This window comes from Microcoleus sp. Z1_A1 (assembly GCF_036700305.1).
Lineage (GTDB): Bacteria > Cyanobacteriota > Cyanobacteriia > Cyanobacteriales > Microcoleaceae > Microcoleus.
Map to the genome: position 1 here is coordinate 12,750 of NZ_JAUBOR010000042.1, position 19,090 is coordinate 31,839.

The 19,090-nt window shown below is 44.9% G+C and carries 13 protein-coding genes; 6 read left to right on the forward strand and 7 right to left on the reverse strand.

Features of this window, described 5'->3' with window-relative positions; genetic code table 11:
• Positions 1-130: 130 nt before the first annotated feature.
• From QT973_RS21890 to petC, 3 genes are all read right to left on the reverse strand, one after another.
• Complete coding sequence (locus QT973_RS21890) at positions 131-982, reverse strand: alpha/beta fold hydrolase (RefSeq protein WP_333055289.1); 852 nt, start codon at positions 980-982, stop codon at positions 131-133.
• Between the two features lie 105 nt (positions 983-1,087).
• Positions 1,088-2,077 (reverse strand): cytochrome f, encoded by a 990-nt coding sequence (gene petA / locus QT973_RS21895; protein ID WP_333055287.1) that lies wholly within the window; start codon positions 2,075-2,077, stop codon positions 1,088-1,090.
• A 158-nt stretch (positions 2,078-2,235) separates the two neighbouring features.
• On the reverse strand, positions 2,236-2,778 hold the full coding sequence (gene petC, locus QT973_RS21900) for a cytochrome b6-f complex iron-sulfur subunit (protein WP_333055285.1): 543 nt from the start codon (positions 2,776-2,778) through the stop codon (positions 2,236-2,238).
• A gap of 214 nt (positions 2,779-2,992) precedes the next feature.
• Here petC and QT973_RS21905 point away from each other — a divergent pair, with 214 nt between their 5' ends.
• Positions 2,993-3,310, forward strand: a complete 318-nt coding sequence (locus QT973_RS21905; RefSeq protein ID WP_333036983.1) for a DUF3067 family protein — start codon at positions 2,993-2,995, stop codon at positions 3,308-3,310.
• A gap of 568 nt (positions 3,311-3,878) precedes the next feature.
• Positions 3,879-4,187: a carbon dioxide-concentrating mechanism protein CcmK gene (locus tag QT973_RS21910; protein WP_333044070.1), complete on the forward strand. Its 309-nt coding sequence runs from the start codon at positions 3,879-3,881 to the stop codon at positions 4,185-4,187.
• 256 nt (positions 4,188-4,443) lie between these two features.
• Here the strand turns inward: QT973_RS21910 and tatC are convergent, their stop codons facing one another.
• The 3 genes from tatC to QT973_RS21925 form a co-directional block, all read right to left on the reverse strand.
• Positions 4,444-5,211, reverse strand: coding sequence for a twin-arginine translocase subunit TatC (gene tatC, locus QT973_RS21915; RefSeq protein WP_333055366.1), 768 nt, complete (start codon positions 5,209-5,211; stop codon positions 4,444-4,446).
• Between the two features lie 713 nt (positions 5,212-5,924).
• Positions 5,925-6,869, reverse strand: a complete 945-nt coding sequence (locus QT973_RS21920) for an NAD(P)-dependent alcohol dehydrogenase (protein WP_333392160.1) — start codon at positions 6,867-6,869, stop codon at positions 5,925-5,927.
• A 178-nt stretch (positions 6,870-7,047) separates the two neighbouring features.
• Positions 7,048-9,222, reverse strand: coding sequence for an EAL domain-containing protein (locus QT973_RS21925; protein ID WP_333209610.1), 2,175 nt, complete (start codon positions 9,220-9,222; stop codon positions 7,048-7,050).
• Positions 9,223-9,488: 266 nt separating this feature from the next.
• Between QT973_RS21925 and QT973_RS21930 the strand changes: the two genes are divergently transcribed.
• The 4 genes from QT973_RS21930 to QT973_RS21945 all read left to right on the forward strand — a co-directional run bounded on the left by QT973_RS21930 (position 9,489) and on the right by QT973_RS21945 (position 17,159).
• The gene (locus tag QT973_RS21930; RefSeq protein WP_333392162.1) at positions 9,489-13,328 is read left to right on the forward strand and encodes a PAS domain S-box protein; all 3,840 of its coding nucleotides are present in this window, start codon (positions 9,489-9,491) and stop codon (positions 13,326-13,328) included.
• Positions 13,329-13,726: 398 nt separating this feature from the next.
• Complete coding sequence (locus QT973_RS21935) at positions 13,727-14,485, forward strand: SDR family oxidoreductase (RefSeq protein ID WP_333055281.1); 759 nt, start codon at positions 13,727-13,729, stop codon at positions 14,483-14,485.
• Between the two features lie 136 nt (positions 14,486-14,621).
• Positions 14,622-15,719 carry a DJ-1/PfpI/YhbO family deglycase/protease gene (locus tag QT973_RS21940; RefSeq protein WP_333209606.1) on the forward strand — a complete coding sequence of 366 codons (1,098 nt, stop codon included), beginning with the start codon at positions 14,622-14,624 and terminating at the stop codon, positions 15,717-15,719.
• Positions 15,720-16,454: 735 nt separating this feature from the next.
• Positions 16,455-17,159, forward strand: coding sequence for a rhomboid family intramembrane serine protease (locus QT973_RS21945; RefSeq protein ID WP_333392164.1), 705 nt, complete (start codon positions 16,455-16,457; stop codon positions 17,157-17,159).
• Positions 17,160-17,536: 377 nt separating this feature from the next.
• On the opposite strand, the gene QT973_RS21950 is transcribed toward QT973_RS21945, so the two are convergent.
• The coding region (locus tag QT973_RS21950) for a calcium-binding protein (RefSeq protein ID WP_445243034.1) at positions 17,537-19,090 on the reverse strand (1,554 nt) is incomplete at its 5' end.

Sequence of the window (19,090 nt, forward strand, 5' to 3'; positions counted from 1 at the left end):
TAGATTGCTCGTTGCGAGCGGGCACAGGGCGGGTACGGGGTTGCTCGTGTTCGTTCCAAGGCTCTGCCTGAAAACGCAGATGCTTTGGCTCTGCTTCGCTGACCCAGCACCGAGAGTTATGTACAAAATATTATTTTACCTCCTGGCGGCGCAGAAAAGTGATCACAGCATCGCCAACTTTTTCTGACCAATGTTCTTGAGGATAATGCCCCGCTTGTTCCAGTGTGACTAACTCTGCATTTTGCAGGGAACCGACTAGCTTTTTAGCAGGTTCAACACTCAGCCAAGGATCTGTCAAACCCCAGACAAATAAAGTTGGTCTAGTCCATCCTTTCAAGCCGGATTCAATTTCTGCCATTGACTGCGGCAATTGAATATTGCGGACTGTATTCATCAGCGATCGACCTGCATCCGAACTCTTCAAAAACGGGCGGCGGTAAACATCTAAATCTTTGTCTGATATTGTCTGACCGCTGCCACCTTCGAGAGTTCTGTCAACCAAAAGCGGGTCTTGCGTCATCATGTCGCCAATAAAAGGCAGCCCCAACTGCTGCATTTTCCAAGGCAATTTTATATTTCCTGAAACTGGTGTATTGATAACGGCTAGACGCTCAATTTTATCGGGATTGCGTAAAGCGTATTGAATGCCGGCTGAAGCTAAAAATCCTTGGACAACGAGGTAAAATCGGTCTAATTCTAGAGCTTGAATAAAGCCTGTGAGGGCGTCAACAAAAGCATCGGGAGTGTAGGCAAAGTCGCGCTTGTCTGGTTTTGTCGATCGCCCGTAACCCACCCAATCTGGGGCGATCGATCTAAATCCGCTTGCCGCCAAATCCGGCATCATTACAGTCCAGGTAAAACTCTGGGACGGCAAACCGTGCAGCAGCAGTACGGGGGGTTTACCAGTTTCGTTAACCGGATTTGTTTCCCGATAAAACCATTGCAGCGGGCCTACTTCAACTATTTTCTCATCAATTGACATTATTTTACTGGTTATTTATCAAACAATAAGGCGGGGATTCCCCGCCCTACTTACCTAATAGTTGGGTGTGCACATAGTACCTTACCCAACTAATTACAGCCGCGTTTAGAAATTCATTTCAGCAGCTTGAACTTTTTCGACCTGTTTCTTCTTGAGAACCAGCATAATTTGAGCCAGCATGGTCAAAGCTACGAAAGCCATCAATCCTTTAACGCGATCGGCACTTTGCAGCACGATCTCCACGTCTTTTTGACCGAAGCCGCCCACATTAGGATTGTTCGTCAAAAGTTCGCCTGCTGCAACTGTTTGTCCTTCGGTAACAATCAGTTCTGGGCCTGCGGGAATCGTATCAACAACGGCTGCACCTTCTGCAGGTTGAATGGTCACTTCATAACCGCCAGCTTCCGGTTGAGCAATCTTAGAAATGCTGCCAGCTACCGAAGCATTGTAAACTGTATTATTGCTCTTTTCGCCAGTAGGATAAACCTGACCGCGGCCGCGGTTGCCACCCACATAAATTTGGTATTTGCCGTAGTGAACGGACTTGTCAGTTGCCGGATTCGGCGACAAAACTGGGAATACCAATTCTTTGTACTGTTCTCCCGGTACTGGGCCGACTAAAACAATATTTTCTTGGGTTTCGCTGTAAGGTTGGAAGTAAAGATCGCCGACTTTTTCCTTCATTTCTTCGGGAATTCTGTCAGCGGGAGCAATCTTGAAACCTTCGGGCAACATCACAACTGCGCCGACATTCAAGCCACCTTTGCTGCCGTCGCCGACAACTTGTTGCACGCTAGTATCGTAGGGAATCTTGACAATAGCTTCAAAAACAGTGTCAGGCAAAACAGATTGCGGTACTTCAACTTGAGTCGGTTTTGCACCGAGGTGACAGTTAGCGCAAACAATGCGACCTGTTGCTTCGCGGGGAGTAGCGGGTGCTGTTTGCTGTGCCCAGAAAGGGTAAGCAAATGCTGCTTGGGGAAGTGCGATGTCGCTGGTTAGGAAAAATCCTGCGGCTGCGATCGCAATTAAGGCTGTTTTCGCGATCGTCCTGGCACTGCGGCGAAATATCGCAGATAAATTAGTTTGTGGCATTAGAGTATTCAATCTCAAAGGTCAGACAATGCGTGAATTTTAGATTTTGAATTTTGGATTTTGGATTTCGGATTATTAGACTGTTTTAGGGATGCAATTATCTTGGATTTTCACCGCTGACCCCAATCTAAAATCTAAAATCTAAAATCCAAAATTGTTTAAGACCACCAAGGTGCTTCGCCGGTGCGGAAATCAGTTTCTGTCCAAGTTGTAAAAGCGATTTTGTCATCTGCGACAGTGGCGTGGGCCAGGGCCAGAGACAAAGGCGCGGGGCCGCGCACCACTTTGCCCTCATTGTTGTATTGAGAACCGTGGCAAGGACAGATAAACTTGTTTTCGCTAACATTCCAAGGCACGACGCAACCCAAGTGAGTGCAGACTGCATTGATGCCGTAGTCGGCGATAGATAAGTCTTCTTTCACCACAACATAGGTGGGGTCGCCTTTGAGACCTTGGGCTAAGCTGCGATCGCCCGCAGGGTGCGAAGCCAAATATTCGCTAACGATGATGTCGTTACCCAAAGCATCTTTAGCTGTCACTCCGCCACCAACTGCCCCACTCGCTGGAGGAACAAAATATTGGACAACGGGATAGAGTGCGCCCAGTGCCACACCTGTGACTGTACCGAACGTCAGCAAATTCATAAATTGGCGACGCCCCATATCGGGGACATCGGGATTTCCAGCAGAAGATTGAGCCATGACCTGCCTTTACGGTTTTAAGTTACGTTTGTTTGTTAGCTGGAGCGCGAACCTTTACGTGCAGACAACTGGGATAATTGCCGTTAATCTGCTCGCACAAATTTTAGGCAACGAAAATTCCTTTTAAGAATGCGCCTTCCAGCCTTTATTAGAGTATTATTACATTTTTTGAACTTTGTCTTTTATTGTTTAATGGATTAACTCAGGAGCAACCATGACGGGCCAGGATTTACACCAGCTACTGCTAGAAAAATGGGGAAAGTCTTACGATATCAGATTGCGGCGAACGCGGGGCAAGATTTTTGTGCAAGTTATGTGGAAATATCTAGAACAGGCATCTTTTCCGATGACGGAGGCTGATTATTTTGAGCATTTGGATGCGGTGGCCAATTACCTCAACGGCTGGGGGAGTACAGAACAGGTGAGAGAATATATCGTAACTACTCGCGATCGCCCGCGCTTGGGTAAAGCTGTCAGCGTTCCTCTAGATTTGGGTGAAAGAGCCTCGGAGTGGTTGCTAGACGAGTTTTGAATCACTCAGTAGATTTTAGATTTGAGATTGACCTTCATCATCCAGGATACCCGCCACGTGATTCATTCCAACGCGCAGACTCAGGATCGAGAAATAAAAAACCTGTATCCGATGAAACTTGCCGAACGTATTTATCTCGCGCAAGTCAATGCTTCAATTCTAAAATCTAAAATCTAAAATCTAAAATCGCGCAATCGATTGACTCCACAGCCGGGCTCTGGGGGAGTTCCCTAAAGTTTTGTGTCGCGCCGCGGCTGGATGAGTTGAGCCCAAAGTCCCGAAAATCGATCGGCGAGCTTGTCATACGACTTGCCGCTGGTGAGAAACTAAGCTGTGGCGCATCTAATTTGCACAGTTGTTTTGATTCAAAGTCTTGTGTGGCGGGCTTTGCTGCGCGCGCCCTGCTGTGGGATTTAAATGCCGCAACAGCTTGTGGGGCTTTTTAGGGGCTTTTTAAATTTTGGGCGATCGTCCTTCATGCTTACCAAAATCATCCGAACCAATTTCTGTCAACAATTTCACCTACAATGAGTGTCAGATATCTTGTGAAATTTAGGAGAATGTTGTAATGGGTGTTGCACTGGGAATGGTTGAAGTCTTAGGATTTCCCGCTGCAGTAGAAGTTGCGGACTCAATGGTGAAAGCAGCCCGTGTTACTTTAGTTCGCTATGAGAAAATAACCCGCGCCTACTGGACAATTATAGTGCGAGGAGATGTCTCTGAAGTGCAAGCAGCCGTTGCTGCTGGAATTGAATCAGTTAAAAAGGTCGATGGCGGAAAGTTGCTATCGTATCACATAATTGCTCGTCCCCACGAGAATCTGGATTACATTTTGCCGATCGGCTACACTCCTGAAGTCGAACAGTTCCGAATGTAGTCAGTCGATTTTAGATTTTAGATTTTAGATTTTAGATTTTAGATTTACTTTTGTATTGAATCTGAGAGCTTGAAACTTAGTCTAAAATTTTGGGTGTTCCACTCCTTAAGTCGCGGGATTTTACCTGCTTTTACGCGGGGTCAAAGTTTTGACAAAACTTTGGTGTGGAATTTTAACTTTTAGTAATTATAGAGGCGCGGGCGATCGCGTCTCTATATTTTTTTGCTGAGAGTCGATCGATCTTTCGGTGGAGTTTTTACCGCCCTAAAAGCTTTACCAAACCAACCCCGCCAAAATACAAGCTCAGCACCGCACCTCCTAAAAGACTTTGCGTTAAAGGATCGGTAGAAGGCGTTAAAACCGCTCCCAAAACTGCCGCTCCCAAGACTACATACCGCCAGCCGGAAAGCATTTGGTTGGAAGAAAATATGCCCAAAACACCGAGCAATACTTGGAGAATCGGGATTTGAAAAGCTAAGCCGGTGCTGAACATTAACAGCAGCACAAATTTAAAGTATTTGTCGATCGACCACAACTGCTCTACAACATCAGCCCCATAGGTAACAAAGAAGTTGAGCGCCGCCGGAATCAGAGCAATGTAAGCAAAGACTAAACCGCCCAAAAATAGGAAACTCGAACCGAAAAACACAGGCCCCAGCAACCTGCGTTCTTTGCGAGTCAAGCCGGGGAGAACAAACAGCGCTATCTGGTAAAAAATAAACGGACTGGCGATGAGCAAACCGCTGTATCCGGCTACTTCAATAGAAACAAAGAAATACTCGCCGGGAGCTAGTTGCAGAAACTTGACGGGCCCGGCCGGTACTTCGAGCAGTTGCACGATAGGTTTAACTGTGAAAAAGCAACCGATTACAGCGATTACTACTGCAATTAGCGAGTAAAAAAGTCGCTGACGCAATTCTTCTAAATGCTCGAATAAAGACATTTCAACTTCGTCGGGAAGTTCATCGAGATATTCATTTTCTAGGTTGCGGGAACCCAGAAAACTGTCGGCGATTAGTGCAATGTTATTTTCCGGGATAACTGCTTTTTCTTCTAAGTTACTCACACCCTCGAAATCATCGGCGATGGATGCAATGCTATTTTTAGCTCTAACTTTTTGATCTTCTAAGTTACTGACATCCACTAAATCATCGGCGATGGGTGCAATGCTATTTTCCTCGCTAACTGCTTCGTCTTCTAAGTTACTGACAGCCTCTAAATCATCGGCGATGGGTGCAATGCTATTTTTAGCTCTAACTTTTTTATCTTCTAAGTTACTGACATCCACTAAATCATCGGCGATGGGTTCAATGCTATTTTCCTCGCTAACTGCTTCGTCTTCTAAGTTACTGACAGCCTCTAAATCATCGGCGATGGGTGCAATGCTATTTTCCTCGCTAACTGCTTCGTCTTCTAAGTTACTGACAGCCTCTAAATCATCGGCGATGGGTGCAATGCTATTTCCCTCGCTAACTTGTTCTAGGTTGTTGTCGGAACCTTGTTCGGATGTCTCCAAGTCTGAGGGCACAGTCATAGGAAATTGGTAATTGGTAAGGGGTATTGGGAAGAGGAAAGGGGTAATTGGAAAGTGGTAATTAATTGGAAATTGGAAATTGAGAATAGTTATTTCATAATTGCTCCGACTTCCTTCTTCATTCTTTATTCTGACATCAGCAGTAGAAGGAACGATCGATAATTAATCCGTGTATCCATGTCAAAATCCGTGTCGTGCCTTCTTTATTCAATCACGATCGCAATTTTGCCGATCGCGCGGCCCGTTTCGCTGTAAGCGTGGGCTGCTGCTACTTCTTGTAAGCTGTAAGTGCGATCGACAATCGGCTCCACTTTATCGGATTCTATTAACTCCCGCAAAGCCCCTAAATCGCTGGTGTTGGCATTGGCGACAATTAATTTAGCTTTTTTACCCGATATAAACCAGCTTGTTAACATCGGTGCGAAATTGTCTAAAATCGGCAAAGTCGAGATATAAACTCCCTCTGGTTGCAGCACTTTTTCGCATTCAGCAAAGGTTCTTGTCCCCACCGCATCTAAAATTATATCATATTTTTCTGGCTGTTGAGTAAAGTCAACTTCCGCGTAATCGACAACAAAATCCGCTCCCAAACTCTTGACAAATTCTCTATTTTTAGCACTGCAAACTCCCGTTACTTCCGCGTTCATTGCTTTCGCAACTTGCACGGCAAAAGTGCCAACTCCGCCGGAAGCGCCGTTAATCAATACTTTGTTTCCTGATTGAATTACACCCAAATCCCTGAGCGATTGCAAAGCAGTTAAACCTGCGATCGGTACTCCTGCTGCTTCTGCATGAGTGATGTTTTTCGGTTTAAAGGCGGCATCCGATTCTGGCACGGCCGCATATTCGGCGCAAGCACCCCCATTGATGGGATTTAAGAAAGTATAAATTTCATCTCCGGGTTGAAATTTGGTGACTTCCCCGCCGACTTCCACGACAACTCCCGATATGTCAGAACCGACTATTCGAGGAAAGTTAAATCCTGTTAATAGTTGCAGGTGTCCTTTCCGGATTTTCCAGTCTACGGGATTGACGCTGCTAGCGCGAACTCGCACTAACAATTCGTTGGATTTGGCGATCGGCTTGGACAATTCTCGGTACTGCAATTCCTCGGCTGAACCGTAGCGATCGAACGCAACTGCTTTCATGGCAAATTTTCCGGTTTATTTCCAATAGAAGATTCAATCCTTTACAATTACAGCACATTCGATCTAAATCTGACACAGCAAATTGAGCTAGCCTTGTAGCAGCGGGCGATCGACTCTTGGATGTCTCCAGACAAGGGGCAGGCGTGAGGCAATGGGCCCGCTGGCGATCGTGCGATCGCTAGGGATTAAAGTTAATAGGGACAGGGCGGGCGATCCCATAACCTTGAGCATAATCTACTCCAATCTCCCGCAATTTTTCTAAGATAGTCTCATCTTCGACAAACTCAGCTATAGTTTCGAGATTCATCGCATGGGCAATACCATTAAACCCTTCAACGAGCGCTTGAGAAATCAAATTATGACTAATATTTTTGACAAAAGCACCATCAATTTTTAGATAATCCACTGGTAAATTCATTAGATAAGCAAAGGAACTCAACCCACTGCCAAAATCATCTAAAGCAAAGCAACAGCCAATCTTTTTGAGTTCGCCCATGAAATATCTGGCTTGCTCAAAGTTTGCGATCGCTGCCGTTTCCGTGATTTCAAAACCAATGGTTTGTGGGGGAACTTTGTAACGAGAAAATTGTTCTATTAAAAACCTCATAAACTGATTGTTACTAATGCTAGCCCCAGAGAGGTTTATCGTATACAAGCCTTGAGAAAGAACATCTTTCTCCGGCAATTTGTGATAATTAGAGAATAAAGTTTCGATTACCCAACAATCTATCTCTGTTATCAATCCGTAACGCTCAGCGGCGGGAATAAACTCATTAGGAGATACTATTTTTCCATTTTCGTCCAGCATTCTGAGCAAAATCTCATAATGCTCTACTAATGGTTTAGAAGTAATAGAGACAATCTTTTGGTAGTAGAGACAAAAACGATTTGTTTCCAGCGCCTGGGTAATTTTGGAAATCAACTGTCTCTCACCACGTTGTTTAATTAGCTCGCTATCATCTAGACTATAAATATGAACACAGTTGCGGCCTCTGGCTTTGGCGGCATAACAAGCTGCATCAGCCGCTCCCAGAAGCTCCATCAAATTTTGGCTGGTTTGGTCAATAGCAACAACTCCAATGCTGACTCCGATGATAAAGGTTTGGCCATTCCAAATAAACCGAAACTGATGCACTAGGTTTTTGAGGTTTTCCGCAATTTGAGTTGCTTGAGAGAGCGAACATTGAGTGAGCAAAATACCAAATTCATCACCTCCCAAGCGAGCCAGCATATCATGAGCACGGACTCCCTGTTGAATAAGCGCGGTGATTTGGCGCAGTAGCTCATCGCCAGCAATATGACCTACGGTATCGTTAACGACTTTGAATTGATCTAAATCTAAATAACAGAGAGCGTGCTGGTGATTGCTATGTTTAACAGAGGCGATCGCATCAACTAGGTGCTGCTCAAATCTTCGACGGTTGATTAACCCCGTCAGGGCATCGTGATTCTCTTCCCAAGAGAGTTGACGGGTGAGATAGCGCGATTCCGTAACATCATGAAAGACCATGACTGCCCCGATAATTTGACCTTGGCGGTCTCGAATCGGTGCTGCCGAGTCAGCAATTGGATACTCGGTTCCATCATGGGCAATCAGAATAGTATTGCTAGCTAAGGTCACAATTCGCTCTTCTAATAGAGCCTTGTTTATAGGATTCTCTACTGGCTCTCGCGTTACTTGATCGACAATTAGAAAGACTGTCGAGAAATGAACTCCTTGAACCTCATGATTTTTCCAGCCTGTCAGTCGCTCAGCTATAGGGTTGAAATATCTCACATTACCTTGGGCATCAGTAGTAATAACCCCATCGCCAATGGATTGCAGTGTCACTTGAGCCAATTCCTTTTCGGCAAAGAGAGACTCTTCGAGACGTTGCCGTTCTTCAATTTCTATCAAGAGACGTAAATTCTGCTGTTGGAGTTTTTGTTGCAGCCTTCCGATAGTTAGGTGGGTTTCGACACGAGCTAATACTTCTTCGACTTGAAATGGTTTAGAAATATAATCAACTCCTCCAGCAGCCAGCCCTTGCACCTTATTAAAAGTTTCATTGAGCGCACTCAAAAAAATTATTGGAATCTCTGCGGTGCGCTCGTCAGATTTTAATTGTCTGCAAACTTCATAGCCATCTTGATCGGGCAACTTAATATCTAGTAAGATTAACTCCGTCGATGGCGATTGGGCGGCTCTGAGCGCCATTGCACCTGTCGTGGCACTACGAACTTTATAACCCTCTGCCCTCAAAGTATCCCTGAGCAGACGCAGGTTATCAGGCAGATCGTCAACAATTAAAATATTGCCTCGGTAGTTGGTAGCTCGATCGCTAATTCTATCGCTAGTTCTATCGACAATCATACTGATTTCCCTAGTTTCCTGCTAGAGGAATATAAACATATGCACAAATAGTATAGTTTAATTATTCGGTTAAAAGAGTCATTTTACCCACAAAGAAATCCTGCGAACCCGGAGATATTGGGCTGGCAAGGGGGCGCAACCATAAAAAATATGAATTATTCAGCTAGGGGCAGTCCCCCCGTGGTAGCCCTTCTTCGCTTCGCGTAACATTAGAAGAACATTGTTTCAAGCCAAGCAGCCGATTTATGAACAAGCGGAGTTCTCAAATGGCAAGTCTACTCGTCATTGCGATCGGGTGTCTCGTGCTGTTGGGTTGGCAATTTGACATCTCCCTACTCAAAACCGGTTTTCCCGGTATGACTTCGACCATGAAAGCAAACACGGCAATTTGCTTTTTGCTGGCTGGAGTTTCTTTGAGATTGTTGCAGTACCAAAAAACCAGACTGCACGATCGCATCGCTCAAGGGATGGCCGGATTGATAATGATCGTCGGTATGCTGACGCTGAGCCAGTATATTTTTGGTTGGAAGCTGGGTATTGATGAGTGGCTTTTCCGAGATTTCGTGTCTTCAGCGACTCCTTATCCGGGAAGAATGGGAATAAATACCGCCCTAAATTTTGTGCTGATGGGAGTAGCACTGCTACTGTTAGGGCAAAAATCCCAACGAATTACTTGGTTGGCTCAGATTTTTAGTAGTGTTGCAGCTTTAATTTCTCTACTAGCTTTATTTGCACACCTATTCAATGTCGATATTCTTGAACGTTTGGCCACAATTACGACGACTCAACCCGTAAACGCGATCGTCACATTTTTCATCCTCTATGGAGGAATTTTATGGCTCCGCCCCAAGGAAGGATTAATGCAAGTAGTAACCAGTCCCCTAGTTGGCGGAGTCATGGTTCGGTGGTTGCTGCCTTGGGCCACGATCTTTCCAGTGACACTGAACTGGTTCACTCTTCAGGGACAAAAGTTAGGCTGGTATAACGCTAATTTTGGCTATACATTGCGTTCAACTGTTATGGTTTTCACGTTCTCAATTCTCATTTTGGGGACGGCTCGCTTTTTGAACCAGATAGATTACCAGCGCCAACAAGCCGAAAAAGAAATTAAAAAACTTAACGAAAGTTTAGAAATTCTTGTGACTGAACGAACAGATGCTTTACAAAAATCGCAGGCTCGTTTTGCAGGAATTCTAGAAATCGCCAATGATGCAATTATTTCAGTCGATCGCACTCAACGCATTACTCTGTTTAATCATGGGGCAGAAATGATGTTTGGCTATAAAATTGAGGATATTTTAGGGAAGCCACTGAATTTACTGCTACCAGAACAGTTTAGAGATGCACACCCGCAGCATATCAAACAATTTGCACAGTCTTCTAGCAGAGCGCGAAGGATGGGAGAACGAAGCGAGATTTTGGGTCGTCGTCGAGATGGAACGCAGTTTGCGGCTGAAGCCTCTATTTCTAAGCTCGAAATGAGAGACGAAACGGTATTTACTGTTATTATGCGCGATATTAGCGATCGCCAAAAAATTGAGATGGCTTTACGAAACAGTGAAGAGCAGTTTCGCCATGCGTTTGAAGATGCCTCTATCGGGATGGCGATCGTTTCACTTGATGGGCATTGGATTAAAGTCAATCCTGCCTTATGTCAGATTATTGGCTACTCCTCAGAAGAGTTGTTAGCGTTAACTTTCCAAGACATTACCCATCCTGACGATTTAGAGGCGGATCTTAGTTATGTACATCAACTATTAGCAGGAACAATTTCCACTTACCAAATGGAAAAACGGTATTTCCATAAACAAGGACATATAATTTGGATTCTTCTTGATGGCTCGCTAGTACAAGATGGACAGGGAAATCCACTGCATTTTATTGCTCAAATCCAAGACATTACGGCTCGGAAAGAAGCTCAAAAAACGCTAGAGCTTCAAAGCGTTATCATGAATAACATGGCAGGAGGAGTTTGTTTAATCAAAGCCTCAGACCTCATGATAGTCTACACCAATCCTACCTTTGACGCTATGTTTGGCTACACAGAGGGCGAACTCGCAGGTCAATCCGTTGGTATCTTAAATTATGTCGATACAAAGGTTACACCAGATGTAACCGTTCTAGATATCGTCACTCAAATTGAACAGGCCGGGGAAGCGAAATATGAAGTCCAGAATAGAAAGAAAGATGGAACTCTCTTTTGGTGCAGAGTTCATACATCCAGGTTTGAGCATCCTGAATACGGAACTGTATATGTTGCTGTTCAGGAGGATGCAACAGAGCTAAAACTGGCTGAACAAGCCTTGCAAGCTACCACAAATCGCCTCAACTTTCTTCTAAACTACAGCCCAGTTGTCATTTTTAGCAGTAAACCTGCTGGCGATTATAGCGCAACGTTCATCAGCGAAAATATCAAAGATATATTGGGCTACGAAAGCCGCGAGTTTTTAGAAGATTCTAAATTTTGGGTGAATCACTTACACCCAGATGATGTAGAACCAGTGCTTCATGGCTTAGCAAATCTATTCGTTAATGATTTTTACTTCCACGAATACCGTTTGCGTCGCTCCGATGGGGTTTATTGCTGGATGCTGGGTCAGCTTAGGCTAATTCGAGATAATTCAGGTACACCAGTAGAAATCTTGGGATATTTAATTGACATTGGCGATCGCAAACAAGCTGAGTTGGAATTTCAGCAGGCAAATGAAGCAAACCAAGCCAAGACTGTCTTCCTTGCTAATATGAGCCACGAACTCCGCACCCCCCTCAACTCAATTTTGGGATTCACGCAATTGATGAGCTATGAGAGAAATCTGACTCCTTCTCTCCAAGAACGTTTACAGATTGTCAATCGTAGCGGTAGACATTTATTGGACTTGATTAACGATATTTTAGATTTATCCAAAATAGAAAGCGGACGGATGACCCTCAATCCTTCTGAGTTTGATTTGACAAGTTTGCTGACTTCTATTGAAGAAATGTTCCAAGTTAAAGTCCAATCTAAAGAAGTGCAGCTAATTGTCGATCGAGAACCCGACATTCCTCAATTTGTGCATAGTGACGAGAAAAAACTCTATCAAGTCTTGGTCAATCTGCTTGGTAATGCGATTAAGTTTACCAATCAAGGAAGCATCACCCTACGGGTAAGAACAACACAAATAGACAAAACATCCTGTCACCTATGTTTTGAAGTTGAGGATACAGGTGTCGGAATTGCGCCCACAGAAATTGAGAAATTATTTAAGGTTTTTGTGCAAGCCCAAGCTGGAAATAATTTGAGTCAAGGCACGGGGCTAGGTTTAGCCATTAGTCAAAAACTCGTCAAACTTATGGGCGGTCAGATTCGGGTTAAAAGCATTTTGAACCGAGGTAGCACTTTTTCCTTTGAGATTGGCGTACAGTTACCTCAAGCAGAATCCTTACCCCCAGAATCAATTAATCAAAAAGTAATTAGTTTAGCTCCTGGACAACCGAGTTACCGCATTCTTATTGTTGAAGATTTAGAAGAAAATCGCCGCTTGTTAGTCGAGATCCTTACCTCGGTTGGTTTTGAGGTGAGAGAAGCCAAACAGGGAGTGGAGGCACTCTCACTGTGGCAGAGTTGGCGGCCACACCTAATTCTGATGGATCTGCGAATGCCGATCGTCGATGGCTACACAGCTACTAAATATATTAGAGAACGCCCTGAGAGCCAAGAAACTGTCATTATTGCTTTAACTGCGAGTGTTTTTGAAGAAGATCGAGAGAAAGTTCTCATGGCTGGCTGTAACGACTTTATAAGCAAGCCATTTGAGCAGAGAGAACTTTTTGACAAAATCGCTAAATATTTGGGAGTGCAATATATCTACGAAGTGGTAGAACCAACTCCACAAAAACAATTAGTTGAAACGCTGTCTGTAGAAGATATATCCGTGATGTCCCCTCAGTGGTTAGAACAAATGTATCAAGCAGCTTACTATCTCGATACCGAAGTTATGAACGAATTAATCGTACAAATTCCCGAATCAAAAGCAAGTTTGTCCCAAACACTAACTGATTATATCAATAATTTTAATTCCGATCGAATTATGGAGATCATTCGACCTTTGCTGCCTAATCCACTGTAGTTATCGAGTTTAATGACAAAGAAGCTATAGTGCTGTAAGCAGTGGCTATATTTCTAATAGAAACCAACAGGGGAAAGGATTTGGAAGTTTTTGGAGAGGTCTATTGCAGATATCCATCAGCATGAGGAAATGGCATACACATTAGATGGTATGTGCTGTATCATAGAGCAATTATATTTCGTGTGTGAAGGGGATTTATTTTTTTATTAACCGCAGAGGGCGCAGAGGTCAATCGATTTTAGATTTTAGATTTTAGATTTTAGATTGACTTGCGCGAGATAAATGCGGGGGCTTGAGGATTTTAGATTTTAGATTTTGGATTGATTCCACGGATAAATCACGTGGCGGGTACCATCAAGAAATTCTTGGTCACAGAGAAAGAGAAAAGAGAGACATAAATGATTGATTTAACCGGAAAGGTAATTTTAGTAACTGGTGGCTCGAAAGGGATTGGTGCAGTGACGGTGCGGACTCTGGTTAATGCTGGGGCCGAGGTGATTTTGCATTACTTTCGCAGTCAGGAAGAAGCTGAAGCGGTGGCAGCAAGTGTTGCGCGCGATCGCTGTTATTTATTGGCAGCAGATTTGATGGTGGAAAACGCGGCCTCGACTTTGTGGCGAGATGCTTTAAAATGGCGGGGCCATATTGATATTTTAGTTAATAATGCGGGGATTATGCAGTCAGCGGGTATAGAGGACGAGTTCGATATTTGGTCTTCAGCTTGGCAGCAAACTCTACAAGTGAATTTAATTGCCGTTGCCGATTTGTGCCGGGAATCTATTCTGCATTTTCAAACTCGCCGGGTCGGTACAATTATTAATATAGCAAGTCGCGCTGCTTTTCGCGGCGATGACCCGAATTATCTGCACTACGCCGCTTCTAAAGGTGCTATTGTTGCTTTAACTCGCAGTATTGCTAGAGGGTTTGCGGCTGATAATATTTTGGCTTTTACAGTTGCACCGGGATTTGTTAGTACAGAAATGTCTAATCAGTTTATTCAGGAGTTCGGTGAAGCTGATATTATTCGCGATATCCCGATCGGCAAAATCGCTCCTCCTCAAGATGTTGCCAATGTTATCGCGTTTTTAGCATCCGGTTTGGCTACGCACGCTACCGGGACTACGATCGATATTAACGGAGCCTCTTATGTGCATTGAGACAATTCCTGTAAAATACCTCTCAAGGCTCACGCTGACATCTTTTAAAACTAACTAATTTATCACTTTAGCAAGACGCTAACAACATCATAAATCATTTATGCTTAGAACAAAGATAGTCTGAGGAAATTTGATTATGACAACCCATAACGGTAGCAACACAAAACGAGTTGCCATACTCATTGAAAATGGAGTTGAAGATTCCGAATTCCTAGTTCCTTACAACGCCTTAAAACAAGCAAATTTTGATGTAGTTGTCCTCGGTTCGCGGACAAACGAAAAGTATGCAGGGAAACAAGGAAAAGTTGCTCAGCAAGCTGACGGAACTACCACTGAAGCAGTGCCCGCAGAATTCGATGCAGTGATAATTCCCGGCGGCATGGCTCCAGATACAATGCGGACTAATCCCAACACAGTCAGGTTTGTACGAGAAGCATTTGAGCAAGGAAAAATCGTCGCTGCTGTTTGCCACGGCCCGCAAGTTTTGATTGAAGCCGACTTGCTGAAAGGCAAAAATGCGACTGGTTTCTTGGCAATTAAAACAGACATGATCAATGCCGGAGCTAACTACATTAACGAAGCTTTAGTAGTTGACGGCAACTTGATCACTTCCCGCCAACCGGGAGATTTAGCAATATTTACTACCGCCATTATGGCTCGCCTCGGTTACGGCGGAAAAGCAGTCGGTTTGCCAGAAGAAACTGATACAAATGCAGAATGGTGGAAATTAGCTAATGGTTGGGGAGGTTCTACACAAGGCGACATTGTTAAAGGTTTGAATACCGCCCTCGCAGGGGAACGCTATGCTTGCGAAGCCTTTGAACATTATGCGGAAAAAACCCAAGACAGCGATTTGCGATCGCTCTTGAGAGAAATGATTCAAAACAAACAGCACCACATCATCGCTCTCGAAAGTCGCCTCAACGATTTTGGTGAAAAACCCTCAATTCCTGCCCAAATTGCTGACAAGTACGCTAAATTAAAAGCTTCGATGCAAGGAAGCGATGAAACGTTCTTAATGCGGAGCACTCTCGGTGATTTGCAAACCGGTGTTGTCGATATCAACAACTTGCGGGTGAAGTTCACAGATCCTGTATCAACGGCCATTTTTACAGAAATAGAATCGGATTTGTCTAAGTGTGAACAAGTCGTTGCTAAACTCTTCCGCGCCCGTGCAGTTTCCCAGGAAATCAAGTCGCCTAAACCTTCGACTAGCCCTGCTGTAAAAATGTAATCAGCAAGGGGATAAATAAGTTTGTAGTTTGGTTGAGATGTGAAAACCAGTACCAATATCGCAACTACAAACTTCCTCTGCAATCCTACAATATACGCCTTTGCGGTAAAATAAAACCCAACACTAAAAAGCAGATATTCAACTAACTGCAAGGTGGAGGGTTTTATTCAATGGGTTTTATTATTATTTCACCGGGACACGGGGGGTTTGAAGGAAGCTTGCGGCATCCGGCGGCGGTACAAGCCCCCGGATTCATCCGTACACAAATAAAAAATATAGTATCCGATAAGCAGCCCCCGGATACCTCCGTAATATCATGTCCGATGGATTAATACTAATTATAAAAAATCATGCAACAGTAGCTGTAGGGTGCGTCGCTACCCTTAAATTATCAAAAAAAGCGACTATCTTACAGCGACGCACCTTACTCATAACTGTTGCATGATTTTGGAGAAGTGGTATAACCCTAGTATCCCGGTCGGGGCGGGTTTTTGAGATTGTCAATTATTGGCAGGTATTGTTGGTGAACCCGCCCCTACAACAATCGCGTTCCCTCGACCGGAAATGATATGAGGTCGCTTTCTTCAATTCTTTAAATCTTCAATTCTTTAAATCCAAAATCTAAAATCTAAAATCTAAAATCGATTGGCTTGTCCCCTCTTCCTTTAGACAGGAGACACATGGGCTATAAATGCGCTAGTGTGTTGCCAATATTTTGATGAGGAAAAAAAGGCTGTGGTTCCCTTACGCGATGAAAATCCAATTACTATCATTCCCTACGTCACCTACGGGCTGATTGCCGCAAACATATTAGTATTTTTGTACGAACTCAGTTTGGGCGATCGACAATTAACCGAATTTTTCTACTCTTGGGCCGTAATTCCTTGCCAGTTAAGCAATATGTGTCGGGTGGCTCTGCCAGTTTCGCCATTTCCCGAATGGACGACACTAATTAGCTCCCAATTCCTGCACGCAGGCTTTCTCCACATTGCCGGAAATATGTTATTTTTGTGGATTTTTGGCAACAACGTAGAAGACCGTTTAGGACACATCAAATTTATAATATTTTACCTTACTTGCGGCGTTTTAGCATCACTAACTCAGTGGTTTTTTTCCTCAACATCTGCCATTCCGTCCCTAGGTGCTAGCGGCGCGATCGCAGGCGTGATGGGAGCTTACATTCTCAGATATCCCCAAGCCAAAGTTCTGACACTGCTGCCCTTGGGAATCTTTATTACCACTGTCAGAGTCCCCGCTTTCTTCTTTCTAGGATTTTGGTTTGCACAGCAAGCATTGAGCGGCTTGGCTTCCTTGAATGCCCCGGCAAGTGTCGGCATGGAATCCGGGGGAGTTGCCTACTGGGCTCACGCTGGCGGCTTTGTTTTCGGCGCCATTCTCGGCCCTTTGCTGGGACTTTTTTCTGAAGATAATCAGATTTAATTTTTCACCGCCGATGAACGCAAATAAACGCAGATAAACTGCTAACAAAATTTGCGTTTATCTGCGTTTATTTGCAGTTTCAAACTTCTGATTTTTGTCAAAGTTCGGTGCTATTCTCTGGCATTTGTTGGGATTGTTTTCTGAAGATAATCAGATCATGTCCGAGGGAGGGAGCGCGATTAAAAGGGCGGGTTTTTGAGATTGTCAATTATTGGCCGATATTTTTCGTGAACCCGCCCCTACCGTATTAGGGGTAATCAACCGGACATAATATCACATTTACGTTTTTACCACAGATAAACACAAATTAACGCAGATAAAGCCAACAAAATCGGCGTTTATCTGCGTTAATCTGCGGTTTAAAACCTCTTATCTTCCTAGATAAACGTCAAGTCAAATTCCGAAAGAGAAGAAACCCCAGTTACACCATTTAACTTCGCCAAAATGCGAGAATCGCTGCCGGTGAGGTTATTGCCATTGCCGTCATAAATGATGTAAGTATTGCCGCCGGAATCGTAGGCAAACAAGAAAGCACTTCCTCCCAGAATATTTGCAGAAACCGTTGTCTGCACATTCAGCAGAACTTGGGTGTTACCGCTAAGATTCGCAAATCCGGGGGCAAAATTAAACTGATCGGCGATCGGCACACCGAGACCGCTAAAATCAGTAATCACATCGTATCCGCCCGCTGCGATCGCAGCCTCGATCGCCGCCGAAGAAGACGCATCAAAAGCCGGCCCACCTTGTGCAGGGCTGGTATAGCGGAATTGATTGCTGCCGCCGCCCCCTGTCATGGTATCTGCGCCGAGGCCGCCTACGAGCACGTCGTTATCCAAACCGCCGTTAATCGTATCGTTGCCGCCTTGACCATCAATAGTATCGCTGCCCGACAAACCGTCCAAATTGTCCGGCAAAGAACCCCCCACTAAATTGTTAGGCCCGCTATCAGCCGGCAAGATTTGAACGGTGACAGTACCTACGCCCGGAACTGTCCCGAATCCGTCGCTGACGCTGTAGGTGAAAGCAGTTGTACCCGCTACGTTGCCGGGGATGAATTGCACTTGAGAGACAAGATTTACAGCTACGCCCAGTTGTGGTGTGCTGACATTGATAATGCTGAGTGTCCCTTTTTGCGGACTGGAATCGTTCGCCAGTACGTCGATGAAAGTGGGCAGCAAATTATTCGTATTGGTAAAGACGATGCCGTCATCGACAGCAATCGGCGACAGAATAGTTGGAACAGTTACGGAGGTATCGAAAGAATTGATGTTAATTGCCACTGACGCTGCTGCGGTGCCACCTTGGTCGTCAGCTACGCTGTAGCTGAAAGAACCGGCTTGCCCGATCGCGTTTGTTCCCGGTTGAAATGTCAGCCCAAGTAAATCCTGAACGGTTAACTTTTGGTTCACGGTGACTGGGTTCGTACCCGTAATTACCTGACCAAAAGTAGGATTGGGAAGTCCGACTACCGCGATCGACAGCGGCTGGCCCTCGGGGTCGCTGGGCGCCGAAATGCTCAAAGACAGAGGCAAATTCTGCAAACCAGTCACCGTCTTGCCCGCTTCCACGATCGGCGGCTGGTTAGGAGTCGGAGATGTAAAACTCGGCGGAGTCGGCCCGCCGCCCAAAGGCGGAGGAGTTGGGGGCGCAGCAGTGGGAGTGGGGACGATCGAAGGACTCGGACTTGGGGTTGTCCCGCCCGCAGTCGGACTCGGACTCGGACTCGGACTCGTACCCGGAACCTGTACCGGCAATGGATCCGTTGTGGGGTTCGTTGTTGTGCCTGTTATGGGGTTAGTTGTTGTACCCGTTGTGGGGTTCGTTGTTGTGCCTGCTGGTGTTGGAGTTGTGGTCGCTGGTGTTGGAGTTGTGGTCGCTGGTGTTGGAGTTGTGGTCGCTGGTGTTGGAGTTGTGGTCGCTGGTGTTGGAGT